We start from the raw sequence: 13,900 nt of genomic DNA, 5'->3' as shown, positions 1-13,900 counted from the left end.
AAACAGAGCGCCCAACGCATCAGGAATCCCACCATGACCGACAAACTCATTATTTTTGACACTACCTTGCGCGACGGTGAGCAATCGCCCGGCGCTTCCATGACCAAGGACGAAAAGCTGCGGATTGCCCGCCAGCTGGAGCGCCTGAAGGTCGATGTGATCGAGGCCGGGTTTGCCGCCAGTTCCAATGGTGATTTCGAATGCGTGAAGGCTATTGCGGAGGTGGTGAGGGACTCCACCATCTGCTCGCTGGCGCGCGCCAACGACAGGGATATTTCCCGCGCTGCCGAGGCCCTGAAGCCTGCGGCCTCGGGACGTTTGCACTTGTTCCTCGCGACCAGTGCCCTGCACATGGAAAAGAAGCTGCGCATGACGCCGGACCAAGTGTTCGAGCAGGCCAAGCTCTCGGTGCGTTTTGCCAAAAATCTGATGGGCGATATCGAGTTCAGCCCCGAAGACGGCTATCGTTCGGACCCGGACTTCCTGTGCCGCGTGTTGGAGGCCGTGATCAAGGAAGGCGCAACCACCATCAACGTGCCCGACACGGTAGGCTACGCCATCCCCGAGCTCTACGGCAACTTCATCAAGAACCTGCGCGAGCGTATCCCCAACAGCGACAAGGCTGTCTGGTCCGTGCACTGCCATAACGATCTGGGGATGGCCGTGGCCAACTCTCTGGCCGGTGTGAAGATTGGCGGCGCGCGGCAGGTGGAGTGCACCATCAACGGACTCGGTGAGCGCGCCGGCAACTGCTCGCTTGAAGAGGTGGTGATGGCCGTGAAAACCCGCAAGGATTACTTCGGCCTCGAGCTCGGCATAGACACGCAGCACATCCTGGCGGCCAGCCGCATGGTGAGCCAGACCACCGGTTTTGTTGTGCAACCGAACAAGGCCGTGGTCGGCGCCAATGCGTTTGCGCATGCCTCGGGCATCCACCAGGACGGCGTGCTCAAGGCGCGCGACACCTATGAAATCATGCGCGCCGAAGATGTGGGCTGGAGCGCCAACAAGATCGTGCTGGGCAAGCTGAGCGGGCGCAACGCCTTCAAGCAGCGCCTGCTGGAGCTGGGCGTCGCCATGGAAAGCGAAGCGGACATCAACAATGCCTTCGCCAAGTTCAAGGAACTCGCGGACCGCAAAAGCGAGATTTTTGACGAAGACATCCTGGCGCTGGCGAGCGATGAAAGCGCTTCCCACGACAACGAGCAGTACGGTTTTGTGTCCCTGTCGCAGCACAGCGAAACCGGCGAACGCCCGCAGGCGAGCGTCGTGTTCACGGTTGCCGGCAAAGAAGTCAAAGGCGAATCAGATGGCAATGGTCCTGTTGATGCCTCCCTCAAAGCCATCGAGTCACACGTCAAAAGCGGTGCGGAGATGGTGCTTTACTCCGTGAACGCCATCAGCGGGTCGACGGAAAGCCAGGGAGAAGTCACGGTGCGCTTGCAGAACAGCGGGCGGGTGGTCAATGGCGTGGGCGCCGACCCCGACATTGTGGTGGCGTCGGCAAAAGCCTATCTGAGTGCATTGAATAAGCTCCAAAGTAAAGCTGACCGCGTGGCTGCACAGGGATGATGTAACAATTCGGAAAATAAAATCCTTTGTATTCAATGACTTAGCGTTGAATCTGGGTGCAGATGGGGCTTTGAGCGTTAAAAACGTCACAAAGTGAGTGTGTTTTTAGGAAAGTCGCGCAAGTTTTTGATATTGCGCGACTTTTTCTATTTGTATACACTCCAGCCATCCCATTCATTGCAATCCCACGCAGGCAAGACCACCATGTCTCATCAGATTTTCAATCGCGCATTAAAAATCGTTGGATTCATGGCCCTGATCGCCGCCTTTGCAGTGCCGGCCGCGAATGCGGCAACTGCCAAAAAAACCATTGTCAAAAAGCAGCACGCCTCGTCCAAGGCGCCGGCTTCCCAAAAAGTTATTTCCACGCGCAAGAGCGTACGTTTTGTTGCAAGTACAAAACGCAGAAGCATCATTCGCGTGTCCATTCCGGCCAAACCATCCTTCGGTCAGATTGCCGGTTTGCACGGCTCGCAAGATCCCCTTGAACTGAAGTCCAGCGTCGCGCTGGTGATCGACCAGGACACACGTGAAGTGCTGTTCAGCAAAAACGATCATGCTGTGTTGCCAATCGCATCCCTCACCAAATTGATGACCGGCGTCATCGTCAGTGGCGCCAAGTTGCCCATGGATGAGCTCATCACCATCACGCAGGACGACGTGGACACCGAAAAGGGCAGCAGTTCGCGCTTGAAGGTCGGCACCACGCTCACGCGCGGTGAGTTGCTCCACCTGGCCCTGATGTCCAGCGAGAACCGCGCTGCGCACGCCCTGGGCCGTACCTACCCCGGCGGCATGGGCACGTTTGTCAGCCTGATGAATGCCAAGGCAAAAATGCTGGGCATGACGGACACCAGCTATGTGGAGCCCACCGGCCTTTCCAGCCGCAACCAGTCCAGCGCCCAGGACTTGGCGACGCTGGTCAACGCAGCCCATGGCGACCCGATGCTGCGAGAGCTTTCCACGTCCACAGGTTATCAAGTGGCAGTCGGCACCCGCACGCTGCAGTACAACAATACAAATCGCCTCGTGAAAAACCCCGACTGGGATATCGGCCTGCAAAAAACCGGCTATATCTCTGAAGCCGGCCAGTGCCTGGTCATGCAGACCAAAATCGCGGGCCGCAAACTGATCATGGTGTTTCTGGATTCCGCCGGCAAGCTGAGCCGCCTGGGTGATGCCGAGCGTGTACGCCGCTGGGTGGAGTCGAATCCGGTAGCCGAACCCAAGGTGAATGTCAGCACCTCCATCAAGCAGGTGAACGGCTGATCATTCCTGAGTTGCGCAGCCTGCTATTGTATTGATAGCTGCTTGCGCCCGGCCTGATTGGGCCACAGCCTTTTTTTACTTGGGTTTGTAGCCCAGCGCGGCTGAAATCTCATTGGCAGTCGCCTGCAACTTGGGTAGCCAGTGTTCGTCCAGCCGGTCGGCCGGGGCCGAGATCGACAAGCCCGCTACCAGCTGGTTCTGGTCATCGTAAATGCCCGCGGCCATGCAGCGCACTCCCAACTCCAGTTCTTCGTTGTCGCGTGCGATGCCGTATTGGCGCGCTTTGGAAAGCTCGCGTTCCAGAATTGGCAGCTGCGTGATGCTGTTGCGTGTCTGCCCCGGCAGGCCGGTGCGCGTCGCGTAGGTCCGCAGGCGCTGCGGGTCGTCAAACGCGAGGAACAGTTTGCCCACAGACGTTAGATGCAGCGGCGCACGGCCCCCGATGGCTCGCACCACCTGCATGCCGGAGCGCTCGCTGTAGGCGCGTTCCACGTATACGATTTCATCGCCCTGGCGCATGCTCAGGTTAACCGGTTGCTGCGTGAGCTTGTGCAACTCGCGCATGGGCAGCAGCGCTGCGTCGCGAACGTCCAGGCGGGCCTTGACGAGGTTGCCCAGCTCCAGCAGTCGCATGCCCAGCCGGTAGCTGCCCGCTGCGGGGCGATCCACAAAACGGCCCGTGGCCAGATCGTTCAGGATGCGATGTGCGGTAGAGGGGTGGAGCCCCGACTTCTCGCTGATTTCCTTGAGCGAAAGCGCTTCCTCGCGGTTCGCCAGGATTTCGAGCAGCGTGAACATCCTTTCAATGACCTGAACGGTCGGCGTGGCGGGAAGGGCTGAGTCGGGCTTTTTCATTTGCAGGCTTTCTGCTGCAAATTTTACCCTGTGAAATCCTGATGCGCTGGATGGGGTGCCTGGTTGGCCTATGCCTGGTCGGATGACCTGCCTGTATTTTCTACCGCAGGCTCTGCGGAAAGCACCCACTGCCCGTCGATCAGCACTTCGTTGGGCCTGAATCCGGCCTTGTAATTCATTTTTGGGCTTTCCGCGATCCAGTAGCCCAGGTACACATAGGGCAAATCGAGGCGCCGGGCCTGCTCGATCTGCCACAGCACGCTGTAGTTGCCGTAGCTTGCGCGGCCATCCGGCTCATAAAACGTATAGACCGCGGAAATGCCGTCTTCCAGCACATCCAGGATGGACACCATCTTCAGGGCGCCCGGTTCGCCGTCAGGCAGGCTTTCACGAAACTCAACCAGGCGCGAATTCACGCGGCTTTGCAGGAGAAACTGTGTGTACTGGTCAATGCTGTCATGGTCCATGCCGCCGCCTGCGTGACGGCCGTTCTGGTAACGCAGGTAGAGCTGGTAGTGCTCCGGCATGAAGCAGAGCTTGAGGATGCGGGCCTGCAGCGTCTGGTGCCGCTTCCAGGCGCGGCGCTGGCTGCTGTTCGGGCTGAAGCTGCCAACAGGCACCCGTAGCGGGACGCAGGCCTGGCACCCATCACAGTAGGGGCGGTAGGTGAACATGCCGCTGCGCCGGAAGCCATTGGTCACAAGGTCCGAATAAGCGTCGTTGTGGATGAGGTGGCTGGGTGTGGCAACCTGCGAGCGGGCCTGCTTGCCCGGCAGATAGCTGCACGGGTAGGGCGCCGTTGCGTAGAACTGCAAGGTTTGCAGTGGCAGGTCTTTGAGATGTGTCACGGTAGGTCCAGGGTTCCCTTCGTTCCCGTCGTCAGTATCTGATTCCAGTATACGGGCTCAAAGCGCCAGTCGGGCGCCGTTTTATCCACGCTTTTCCCGAGGTGGGCAACAAATTCCGCCCGGCTGATTTCTCCCGCGCCCAGGGACGACAGGTGGTGGGTATTTTGCTGGCAATCAATCATGGCGATATGGTGCTCACGGCAAAAAGCCACCAGCGCTGTCAGTGCGATTTTGGATGCATCGGTCTGGTGCGCAAACATCGATTCGCCAAACACCATACGGCCCAGATTCACACAATACAAGCCGCCTGCCAGCTCGCCATCGATCCAGGTCTCCACGCTGTGCGCGTGGCCTGCCTTGTGAAGATGGGTGTAGGCCTGCACCATGTCAGGGACTATCCAGGTACCGGGTTGGCCGGAACGCGGCTTGCTGGCGCAGGCGTCGATGACGTGCTCAAAGGCGCTGTCGAACCTGATTTCGCAGCGAGGCTGTTCCTGAAAACGAACTATCGTTTTGCGCAGCGACCGGTGCAGCTTGAAATGGCGAGTCTGCAGCACCATGCGAGGGTCAGGGCTCCACCAGAGCACGGGCTGGCCGAGGCTGTACCAGGGGAAAATGCCCTGTGAATACGCACGGATCAAGGTCGGCTCATCCAGCGCTGCTCCGGCCGCCAGCAAGCCGGGTGCCGGGTCATGGGGCCCCCACGCGGTATCCAGCGAGGGAAAGTTTTCGCCTGCGGCAAGCCAGGGCACGGGGCGCGGGAGTTTACCCATGGTTTAAAAATGGACAGTCATAAAGCCATTAAAACAGTGGGCCGTGCAGGACATGCGTAAATGGTAGCCGAGCAGACTGCGGCGACATGGCCAAAATGCATTGTCCATCGCGGTGATTCGTCTAGGTGCTATTGATTTGATAGCTGCTTGCGCACATCAAACAAGGACTGGGGGCCAATAGGCCTTTGTGCTTTTGGCCCGCGCAGAGCTGGCCGCTCGTCATTCGGCAGAAACAAGGTATTGGCAGAATGCCGCGGGCTTAAAAGCCAGAAAATTAACGCTATAATCTAAGGCTGTATTCCTCAATAGCTCAGTTGGTAGAGCGCCGGACTGTTAATCCGTAGGTCCCTGGTTCGAGCCCAGGTTGAGGAGCCAATAAATTCAAGGCCTGCACGCAAGTGCGGGCCTTTTGTCTTTCTTGGCCTCGCGACACATGACGAGGCACAACGTTTCGCATCATTTCCCCATGTCCGCTCATGCTGGTGCTCTGCCATCAAGTGCTCGATCGTCAGGTACGGCATCTAGTACCATCGTCATCATAAAAATTCGGATACGCACGTCAACCGGTCGTTGATGGCACACCCTACGGATCGTAAACATGCGAAGTCTCGACATCAAGCAGCGGATATCCGGCGCCTTCCTGGTGCCTTTGCTATTTGTGTCAGCCAGCCATGCACAAGTCTATAAGTGGGTAGATGCGAAGGGGCAAACGCATTATTCTTCGCGAAAGGATGATGCCGGCGCGGCCAGGGCAGATGAAGTGAAGCTGCCGCCCCAGCCGGCACCGTCTCCCATAGCCCAACCTTCAGCCGAATACTTGCGTGGACAAACCAGGCAACCGAAACCACGCCTGGTGCTGGAGAAGGAGGCTGACAGCCCACCCACGCCAAAACCGCCCAAATCGCTCTCGGGGGGAAAAGAAGATGGCACCGATGCGTCACGCTGCGCGCTGGCTCGGGACGTCCTTAGCGGCGCTGTAAGGCACCGCAATGGGCTACCCACGGACAAATATGATCGTGACGTTGCCCAAAATGATGTCAGGGCATTTTGCCGCTAGTGACACCTCTGCTAAATTGCAGGCGTACCTGAGGGCTACGGAAAACGAATGACTGCACTCATGACTGAAACTGACCACGAATATCCCCGTGTGCTGAGCATTGCAGGTTCCGACAGCGGCGGCGGGGCCGGCATCCAGGCTGATCTCAAGACCTTCGCCGCGCTAGGCTGCTACGGCATGACGGCCATCACCGCGCTGACGGCCCAGAACACGCGCGGCGTTCGCGCCATCCACGGCGTGCCGCCGCAGATGCTGCGCGACCAGATCGATGCCGTAATCGAAGACATAGGCGCGCATGCGGTGAAGATAGGCATGCTGCACGCCCCTGACATCGTGCGGACTGTGGCGGAGGCGATTGACCGGCATGCGCTGCAGAACGTGGTGCTGGACCCTGTCATGGTCGCCACCAGCGGTGCGGTGCTGATCGACAACACGGCCATTGCGGTACTGGTGCGTGAGCTGTTTCCGCGTGCCATGGTGGTCACCCCAAATCTCGACGAAGCTTCGCTGTTGGTCGGCCGCCCGCTGGGCGATGAGCAGGCCATGCAGGCCGCCGCACAGGAGCTGCTGACGCAGGGCGCCCGCGCCGTGCTGCTCAAGGGCGGGCATTTGCCCGGCGAGGTGGTCAGCGATTTACTGGCCACGCAAAGTGGCGAACTGCACTGGATGCGCGGGCCTCGCATTCCCAGCCCCAATACCCACGGCACCGGTTGCACGCTGTCGTCTGCGATTGCCGCGCACCTGGCGTTGGGGCACCCTCTGCTGGAGGCCGTGCGGCTCGCACGCGCCTATGTGCGCGCGGCGCTGGAGGCCGGAGCGCGAGTGCGCACAGGCACCGGTGGCGGGCCACTGAACCACGGCCACGCGCCCATCGCGATGCGGCTTAAGCTGCTTCTGCGCTAGGGCTTGGATTTCCGGCGCGGGTGAGGCGCGCCAGCACAAAGGTCAGCACCAGTGTTGGCAAAGCCGCTCCCCAATCCGGCGCGAACTTGGCGCACAGGTGATAACAGGCAATACCCAGCAGCCAAATGGCCACGGCGCTGGCATTCACCTTGCGGTGGGTTACCAGCGAAGCAATACCGGCCGTGCCGGCCAGCCGCGCCAGGATCACGCCGTACAAGGGCACAAACACTGAACTGAGCATCAGCAAGAAAGGCTCCAGGCTGTGCATGGGCAGCACCAGTGCCAGCGCGGTGCACAGCAGTGCCAGCCCCACGCCCCAGCGGCGCACGCTCCAGGCCGGTTTCAGACTGTGGCCGGCCACCGAGCCCGAATAGAGATCGCCATACGCGTTGTCGACCTCATCGATCAGGATCAGCCCCAGCGCGATCAGGCCGCCTTGCGCCAGCAGCAATGCGGCGACCAGGTCGGTGCTGGGCGCCGTGATAGCGACCAGCACGCCCAGCGCATAGCACCAGATGTTGGCAATCGCATAGCCCAGCCAGGTGCCGCGCAGGGCACTGTTGCCGTCGCGTCCGTGGCGTGAGAAATCCGCCACCAGCGGCAACCATGAAACCGGCATCGCGATCACCAGGTCGAGTGCGGACAGTGTGCTCATGCCGCCTTCGCCGGGGCGATTCCACAGCGCGGCCAGGCCTTGGGCATTGGCCTTGGCCAGGAATTGCCAGCTCAGCCACAGCAGCGAGGCGATGACAAGCGGCAGGCCATAGCGGCCTATGAATTTACGCACCAGTTTCACCATGGAGCCTGAGAGCAGCGTCAGCAGCACCGCACCCCACAGCAGGGTAGCGAGAAGGGGCCACAAGGCTCCGGTAAAGCCGCCGGACTGGAGCGCAATGGCCATGGTGCCGTCGCGCATCACCACGAGCTCAAACGTGGTCCAGCCGATGAGCTGCACGATGTTGAGCAGCACCGGGAGGCGCGCAAAGCTGCTGCCATAGGTGGCATGCATCAGCCCGGCGCTGGACAACCCGCTGTCGCAGCCGATCTTGGCCGTCCAGGCCAGCAAGCCGGCGCCAAGTACCGAGCCGCAAACGATCACCAGCAAGGCTGTCTGGGTGCCAACGGCCGGCACCAGGTAGGCGCCGATCTGCATGACCAGCAGGCCCACCCCGAGGCTGAGCCACAGAGCGGCATGGTCGCTCCAGCCGAACAGGCGGTCACTTGAGGGCAACGGCGCAAGCGCGGTGTTGCCGGCGGCGGCAGAAGTAGAAGTCGTGGTCATCAGCAGTTCCGATCATCGTTGCCAGGTCGGCCTGCTTGAAGCTCGCAAGAACAGCGGGCATTCGGAACATGCTTCCCTGCGCGAGGATTACCTCAAATCAGGTTCAAAGGGACTTTCTCAGCCACCGCAATTCGCGCGACGAATTGCAGCAACACCCCCAGCGAAAGCACCCTTGCGGGCGCTCGCCAAATTGTAGGGTGATTCCGTGCGGACCCATTGTGGAACCCGTACAGGCAACAAAAAGCCCGCACATGGCGGGCTTTCAGGCGGAAGCGAGCCAGTTCGGCTCAGTCGTCAAACACCGGTGATTCAACGCCCAGCACCTTGTGCAGTTTCGGGCTGGTCGTGGTGTATTGCAGGTGGATCTTCTTGTCCGGGAAGATCAAGGGAGCTGCGCCAAACGCTGCCAGCGCGCACTCATGGAAGCCGCTGAGGATCAGCTTCTTCTTGCCGGGATAGGTGTTGATGTCCCCCACGGCAAAGATACCCGGTACATTGGTGGAAAACTTCTCGGTGTCCACCTTGAGCTGCTTGCGCTCGATGTCCAGGCCCCAGTTGGCGATCGGCCCGAGCTTGGGTGACAGGCCGAAGAACACCAGCAGCACGTCCAGCGGCACGACACGTGTCACGCCGTCGGGGCCGGTGACCTTGGCGCCGGTCAGCTTGCCGTCTTTTTCTTCGTAGCCGGTGATCTGGCCCACGATGAACTGCATTTCGTAAGCGTCGCAGAGCTCGCGCATTTTGGCCACGCTGGCAGGAGCTGCCTGGAAACCATCGCGGCGGTGAATCAGGATCACGTTCTCGGCCTTGTTCGGACCTTCGGCGACAAAGTTCAGCGTCCAGTCAAGCGCCGAATCACCACCGCCCACAATCACCAGGTTTTTTCCGGCAAAGTCGGCCGGGCTTTTCACGCGGTAAAACAGCTGGCTGTCGTCGAACTTCTCCAAGCCATCGACGCGCAGCAGCTTGGGCTGGAAGGCGCCCACACCTGCCGCGATGAAAATGGTTTTGGTCAGGAAGCGCGTGCCTTTTGACGTTTCGACAAAGAAGCGGCCGTCCTGCTGCTTTTCAACCACGCTGACTTCCTGGCCGAAATGAAAGGTCGCACCAAAGGGCTCGATCTGCTTGAGCAGGTTGTCGGTGAGCTCTTTGCCCGTGCATACAGGCACGGCGGGGATGTCGTAAATCGGCTTGTCGGGGTAAAGCTCAATGCACTGGCCGCCCGGATAGGCCAGCGAGTCGATCACATGGGCCTTGATCTCAAGCAGCCCCAGCTCAAACACCTGAAACAGGCCTACGGGCCCGGCGCCCACAATCACCGCATCGGTTTCAATGGGGCCGTCGTGCTGCGCTGCGGTATTGATCACTTCTTGGTTCAGTTGGGGTTCCATGGTTTCTGGGGCGCTTTGCAAAGCGCGTGGCGGCCTTGGGGAGGGCGAGGTGCCGGTGGCTTCAGGCCAGATAAGCCGGATGAACCGGCTTGGTGGGGCTTAGCGGACCAATTCGGACAGTTTGCCCGTCTTGTCTTTCCATTCCTCGGCGTCGGGCAGGGCATCCTTGCGCTTGGTGATGCTTTTCCAGCCCGCAGCGCGGCTCAATTCCACATTGAGCTGGATGAACGCCACCTGGTCGGCCGGTACGTCTTCCTCGGCGTAGATGGCATTGACCGGGCATTCAGGGATGCAGACGGCGCAGTCAATGCATTCGTCCGGATCGATCACCAGCATGTTGGGGCCTTCCCGGAAGCAATCCACGGGGCAGACATCCACACAGTCGGTGTATTTGCAGCGGATGCACGATTCGGAGACGATGTGAGTCATGTTATTTGGGGCTAATCGGTGGAAACCCTCAATTTTAAGAGGATTCCGTGAGCAGGGTTAAGTCGTTGAAGGGAGCGAGGCTTGGATCCCGGTCAAAGGATCAGCACGGCACCTGAAGTCTTGTTTGAGGCGGTGTCCACCAGGACCAGCGAGCCCAGCATGCGCGAACGGGCATAGGGCAGGGTGGCCAGCGGCTCCTGCAGGCTCAGCTCGATGTGGCCGATGGCATTGGGCGGCAGCTCGCTGGCGTCTTCCTCGGCCAGGGTGTTGACATCGAGCTTGTGAACGATGCGTTTGACCTTGGCCTTGACCCAGCGGTGGCCGTGCAGCGCCCAGTAGATGCGCCCGGCGACCAGCGGCTCATCGTCCATCCAGGCCACGGTGGCCGAGATCTCCCGTGAGGGTTCAAAGGTATCCGTGGCCAGCAGCCAGTCGCCGCGCGACACATCGACTTCCCGGTCCAGCACGATGCCTGCACTGTGGCCGGCCAGGATGGCTTTGGGCTGGCGGGCATGGTCCAGCACCTGCGCCACCACGGCCGTCTTGCCGCTGGGGAGTATGGTCACGCTCTGGCCCGGCTGTACGCCGCCCGAGGCAACGCGCCCCCAGAAGACGCGCCGTCCTTGCGAGGTATCGGATGAAGACGAAAACTTTTCAACCCATTGCACCGGAAAGGCAAAGGCTTCGGTGGTCTCGGCCGGCGTCACAGGCAGGTGTTCCAGCAACTGCAGCAGCGACAAGCCTTCATAACCGCACCAGCCGGGCTGGGCGTCCACCACGTTAAAGCCTTTGAGGGCGGACACGGGCACAGTCGCTTTCACCGGGATTTTCGCGGCCCGGGCGAATGTCGCCAGCGCTGCCTCAATGTTCCTGAAAGCCAGCGTCGGGTCTTCCACCGCGTCGAGCTTGTTCACGGCGAACACGATGGACGGGACACGCAGCAGGTTCACCAGCAGCGAATGGCGGCGGGTTTGCTGCAGCAGCTCCAGCGCAGGGTTTTTCCAGTCGAGCTTGGTGGCATCCACCAGCACGACGGCGGCGTCGGCACTGGAGGCGGCCGTCACCATGTTGCGGGTGTATTGCTCATGCCCTGGCGCATCGCCGATGATGAATTTTCGGCTTTCAGTCGCGAAATAGCGGTAGGCCACGTCAATGGTGATGCCCTGCTCGCGCTCGGCAGAGAGGCCGTCCGTCAGCAATGCCAGGTCGGTTTCACCCTGGCGTTGCACGCCGGCCAGGTGGTCCTGCAGCACGGCCTTGCTGTCCACCAGCAGGCGGCCGATCAGGGTGCTTTTACCGTCGTCGACCGAACCGCAGGTGATGAATTTCAATGCAGGTTTCAGGTCATTTTGGCCTGCAACCGTTTCTGGCTGTGCGCCACCAGCTATCAAATCAGTAGTGTGGGTACTTGTAGTCATCTCAGTCTCAAAAATGGTGGCAAGGTCTTTATCAGTGGGGGCCGCGGGTCCGGCTACGCCGGTCCGCAGGCGCCGCCCCCTGGGGGGAGCAGGCGAAGCCTGTCCGGGGGAGAACTAAAAATACCCGTCTTTCTTGCGCTTTTCCATCGAAGCGTCGGAGGTCTTGTCGTCCATGCGTGTGGCGCCGCGCTCGCTCACGTCGGCGGCCAGTGTTTCGATCACGATCTCGGCGGCCGTGGCGGCGGGGCTGTCGACGGGGCAGGTGCAGGTGATGTCGCCGACGGTGCGAAAACGCACGGTCTTTTCAACCACCTGCTCGCCGTCCCGCGCCGGGGTGAGGTCCGTCACCGGCACCAGCAAGCCCTTGCGTTCGACTACCTTGCGCTGGTGCGCGTAGTAGAGCGATGGCAGCGCAATTTGCTCCCGCTCGATGTATTGCCACACGTCGAGTTCGGTCCAGTTGGAGATCGGGAACACGCGAAAGTGCTCGCCGGGCTGCAGCCGGGTGTTGAACAGCGTCCAGAGCTCAGGGCGCTGGGCCTTGGGTTGCCACTGGCCGAAGCTGTCGCGGTGTGAAAAGATGCGCTCCTTGGCGCGGGCTTTTTCCTCATCGCGGCGCGCGCCGCCAATCAATGCGTCAAAGCGGAATTCGTCAATCGCCTCCAGCAGCGTGACCGACTGGTGCACATTGCGCGATTCGCCTGGGTGGGCCAGGCGCACGGTGCCGCGTTTCATTGAGTCTTCGACATTGCGCACGATCAGCTCGGCGCCCAGCTCTTTGGCGCGGAAGTCGCGGAAGTCGGTCACTTCGTGGAAGTTGTGGCCGGTGTCGATCATCAGGAGCGGATAAGGAATGCGGCCCACGCCGAAGGCCTTTTCTGCGCACTTGAGCATCACCAGCGAATCCTTGCCGCCTGAAAACAGCAGGGCCGGACGCTCAAAGGCGGCGGCTACTTCGCGCAGGATGAAGATGGTTTCCTCTTCCAGCGCATCGAGGTGGGAGTTGGACAGCCGCGCGATGGAGATCGCCGGGTCGGCTGGCAGCAGGTGGGATGGTGTGCGGGCGTTCATAGGTCAGTCAGTGCGCAAGGTGCAGGCCGCATTCGCGGTTGTCTTCACCCTTGGTGGGGTCTACATAGTCAAAATTGTTGGGCAGGCCGTTGATCTCACAGTACTGGTATAGGTCCTTGGACGACCAGTGCAGGAGCGGCGCGACCTTGATCAGGCCGTCGGGGTTGACGCTGACCGGATCCATCTGGGCGCGTACCGCGGTGTCGGTGGCGCGCAAGGCCGTGAACCAGACCTGGGGCGCGGTTTCACGCAGGGCACGGGAAAATGGCTCGAGTTTCACTTCTTCGGTGAAGGCCGCATGGCGTGGATCGTCCAGCGCCGGGGTCGAACCTTCCACGGCCTCGCGGTGTGCACGAGAGCGGCGTGGCAGGTAAATATGCAGGTCCAGCTTGAGCAGCCTGGTCACTTCGTCGGCGAAGCGGTAGGTGGCCTCGGTGTTGTAGCCGTTGTCCATCCAGACCACGGGAACGCGGGGATTGGCGCGCGTCACCATGTGCAGTATCACTGCCTCGAAGGGGCGAAAATTGGTGGTGACGATGGCAGGTCGGCCCAGTCCCACGGCCCAGCCCACCAGGCCCTGCGCGTCGTGGCCGAGTTCTGCGTTGATCTTTGCAAGGTCGAGGCTCATGGTGTTCAGGCGGCAGCCGCCTCCTTGAAGTGGGGTTGCACGTCTACCGCATCACCCTGGTATTTGCCCGCTTTGTAACCGGGGTAGCTGCTCAACACACGTTGGGCAACGGCCATGTCCTGATCGGCACGCAGCACGGCGGTGTCAAAGCCGCTGCGCTCCATCTGGGCCAGCTGGTCCACCAGCACGTCGCCGGTGGCGCGGATTTCACCCCTGAACTCGCGGCGGCGGCGCAGCAAAAAGGCTTGGCTATAGGCGCGGCCATCGGTGAACTTCGGGAAGTGCAGGTCAATCCGAGAGATGCCGTCGAGTGAGACCTCGAAGGGATCGGCATCGTTCGCAAGGACCAGGGTACCGGGCTGTTCCACGCCGCTTTGTTCGCTGAAAGGCAGTAATTTCATCTT

The 13,900-nt window shown here is 60.8% G+C and carries 14 protein-coding genes and 1 tRNA gene; 5 read left to right on the top strand and 10 right to left on the bottom strand.

Going from position 1 to position 13,900, the window contains the following annotated elements; genetic code table 11:
- Nucleotides 1–33: 33 nt before the first annotated feature.
- Both AC1D11_RS00910 and pbpG read left to right on the top strand, forming a co-directional pair.
- Nucleotides 34–1,572, top strand: a complete 1,539-nt coding sequence (locus AC1D11_RS00910; protein ID WP_457278603.1) for a 2-isopropylmalate synthase — start codon at nucleotides 34–36, stop codon at nucleotides 1,570–1,572.
- Between the two features lie 204 nt (nucleotides 1,573–1,776).
- Nucleotides 1,777–2,841: a D-alanyl-D-alanine endopeptidase gene (pbpG, locus tag AC1D11_RS00905; RefSeq protein WP_477647774.1), complete on the top strand. Its 1,065-nt coding sequence runs from the start codon at nucleotides 1,777–1,779 to the stop codon at nucleotides 2,839–2,841.
- Nucleotides 2,842–2,916: 75 nt separating this feature from the next.
- Here the strand turns inward: pbpG and AC1D11_RS00900 are convergent, their stop codons facing one another.
- From AC1D11_RS00900 to aat, 3 genes are all read right to left on the bottom strand, one after another.
- A complete protein-coding gene (locus AC1D11_RS00900) occupies nucleotides 2,917–3,696 on the bottom strand; it encodes an IclR family transcriptional regulator (RefSeq protein WP_457278601.1) in 780 nt (259 codons plus the stop codon).
- A gap of 68 nt (nucleotides 3,697–3,764) precedes the next feature.
- Complete coding sequence (locus AC1D11_RS00895) at nucleotides 3,765–4,544, bottom strand: arginyltransferase (protein WP_457278600.1); 780 nt, start codon at nucleotides 4,542–4,544, stop codon at nucleotides 3,765–3,767.
- Nucleotides 4,541–5,317 (bottom strand): leucyl/phenylalanyl-tRNA--protein transferase, encoded by a 777-nt coding sequence (gene aat / locus AC1D11_RS00890; protein WP_477647775.1) that lies wholly within the window; start codon nucleotides 5,315–5,317, stop codon nucleotides 4,541–4,543. Before aat ends, AC1D11_RS00895 begins: the two co-directional genes overlap by 4 nt.
- Before the next feature lie 299 nt (nucleotides 5,318–5,616).
- On the opposite strand from aat, the gene AC1D11_RS00885 reads away from it, so the two are divergent.
- The 3 genes from AC1D11_RS00885 to thiD all read left to right on the top strand — a co-directional run bounded on the left by AC1D11_RS00885 (nucleotide 5,617) and on the right by thiD (nucleotide 7,277).
- A tRNA-Asn gene (locus tag AC1D11_RS00885) sits at nucleotides 5,617–5,692 on the top strand.
- 223 nt (nucleotides 5,693–5,915) lie between these two features.
- Nucleotides 5,916–6,374, top strand: coding sequence for a DUF4124 domain-containing protein (locus tag AC1D11_RS00880; RefSeq protein WP_477647776.1), 459 nt, complete (start codon nucleotides 5,916–5,918; stop codon nucleotides 6,372–6,374).
- A gap of 60 nt (nucleotides 6,375–6,434) precedes the next feature.
- A complete protein-coding gene (thiD, locus tag AC1D11_RS00875; protein WP_477647777.1) occupies nucleotides 6,435–7,277 on the top strand; it encodes a bifunctional hydroxymethylpyrimidine kinase/phosphomethylpyrimidine kinase in 843 nt (280 codons plus the stop codon).
- On the opposite strand, the gene AC1D11_RS00870 is transcribed toward thiD, so the two are convergent.
- From AC1D11_RS00870 to AC1D11_RS00840, 7 genes are all read right to left on the bottom strand, one after another.
- A complete protein-coding gene (locus AC1D11_RS00870) occupies nucleotides 7,258–8,559 on the bottom strand; it encodes a purine-cytosine permease family protein (RefSeq protein ID WP_477647778.1) in 1,302 nt (433 codons plus the stop codon). The two genes, thiD and AC1D11_RS00870, sit on opposite strands and share 20 nt — an antisense overlap.
- Nucleotides 8,560–8,846: 287 nt before the next feature.
- Nucleotides 8,847–9,950, bottom strand: a complete 1,104-nt coding sequence (locus tag AC1D11_RS00865; protein ID WP_477647779.1) for an NAD(P)/FAD-dependent oxidoreductase — start codon at nucleotides 9,948–9,950, stop codon at nucleotides 8,847–8,849.
- A 99-nt stretch (nucleotides 9,951–10,049) separates the two neighbouring features.
- Nucleotides 10,050–10,379, bottom strand: a complete 330-nt coding sequence (fdxA, locus tag AC1D11_RS00860; protein ID WP_457278594.1) for a ferredoxin FdxA — start codon at nucleotides 10,377–10,379, stop codon at nucleotides 10,050–10,052.
- Nucleotides 10,380–10,471: 92 nt separating this feature from the next.
- Entirely contained in the window at nucleotides 10,472–11,797 is a 1,326-nt protein-coding gene (locus tag AC1D11_RS00855) for a sulfate adenylyltransferase subunit 1 (RefSeq protein ID WP_477647780.1), read from the bottom strand.
- Between the two features lie 114 nt (nucleotides 11,798–11,911).
- Nucleotides 11,912–12,868 carry a sulfate adenylyltransferase subunit CysD gene (cysD, locus tag AC1D11_RS00850; protein WP_477647781.1) on the bottom strand — a complete coding sequence of 319 codons (957 nt, stop codon included), beginning with the start codon at nucleotides 12,866–12,868 and terminating at the stop codon, nucleotides 11,912–11,914.
- Nucleotides 12,869–12,875: 7 nt separating this feature from the next.
- The gene (locus AC1D11_RS00845) at nucleotides 12,876–13,496 is read right to left on the bottom strand and encodes a phosphoadenosine phosphosulfate reductase domain-containing protein (RefSeq protein WP_477647782.1); all 621 of its coding nucleotides are present in this window, start codon (nucleotides 13,494–13,496) and stop codon (nucleotides 12,876–12,878) included.
- Nucleotides 13,497–13,501: 5 nt separating this feature from the next.
- Nucleotides 13,502–13,897: a DUF934 domain-containing protein gene (locus AC1D11_RS00840; protein WP_477650899.1), complete on the bottom strand. Its 396-nt coding sequence runs from the start codon at nucleotides 13,895–13,897 to the stop codon at nucleotides 13,502–13,504.
- Nucleotides 13,898–13,900 lie beyond the last annotated feature (3 nt).

This window comes from Polaromonas sp. P1_E11, from assembly GCF_056405995.1.
The sequence above is the reverse complement of the archived record's forward strand: the minus strand, read 5'-3'. Positions and strand labels throughout refer to the sequence as shown.

Bases quoted from the DNA above. Each gene is read 5' to 3' on its own strand.
- AC1D11_RS00855 (WP_477647780.1), bottom strand. From the start codon at position 11,797: ATGACTACAAGTACCCACACTACTGATTTGATAGCTGGTGGCGCACAG.
- pbpG (WP_477647774.1), top strand. From the start codon at position 1,777: ATGTCTCATCAGATTTTCAATCGCGCATTAAAAATCGTTGGATTCATG.
- AC1D11_RS00865 (WP_477647779.1), bottom strand. From the start codon at position 9,950: ATGGAACCCCAACTGAACCAAGAAGTGATCAATACCGCAGCGCAGCAC.
- cysD (WP_477647781.1), bottom strand. From the start codon at position 12,868: ATGAACGCCCGCACACCATCCCACCTGCTGCCAGCCGACCCGGCGATC.
- fdxA (WP_457278594.1), bottom strand. From the start codon at position 10,379: ATGACTCACATCGTCTCCGAATCGTGCATCCGCTGCAAATACACCGAC.
- aat (WP_477647775.1), bottom strand. From the start codon at position 5,317: ATGGGTAAACTCCCGCGCCCCGTGCCCTGGCTTGCCGCAGGCGAAAAC.
- AC1D11_RS00845 (WP_477647782.1), bottom strand. From the start codon at position 13,496: ATGAGCCTCGACCTTGCAAAGATCAACGCAGAACTCGGCCACGACGCG.
- AC1D11_RS00900 (WP_457278601.1), bottom strand. From the start codon at position 3,696: ATGAAAAAGCCCGACTCAGCCCTTCCCGCCACGCCGACCGTTCAGGTC.
- AC1D11_RS00910 (WP_457278603.1), top strand. From the start codon at position 34: ATGACCGACAAACTCATTATTTTTGACACTACCTTGCGCGACGGTGAG.
- thiD (WP_477647777.1), top strand. From the start codon at position 6,435: ATGACTGAAACTGACCACGAATATCCCCGTGTGCTGAGCATTGCAGGT.
- AC1D11_RS00880 (WP_477647776.1), top strand. From the start codon at position 5,916: ATGCGAAGTCTCGACATCAAGCAGCGGATATCCGGCGCCTTCCTGGTG.
- AC1D11_RS00870 (WP_477647778.1), bottom strand. From the start codon at position 8,559: ATGACCACGACTTCTACTTCTGCCGCCGCCGGCAACACCGCGCTTGCG.
- AC1D11_RS00840 (WP_477650899.1), bottom strand. From the start codon at position 13,897: ATGAAATTACTGCCTTTCAGCGAACAAAGCGGCGTGGAACAGCCCGGT.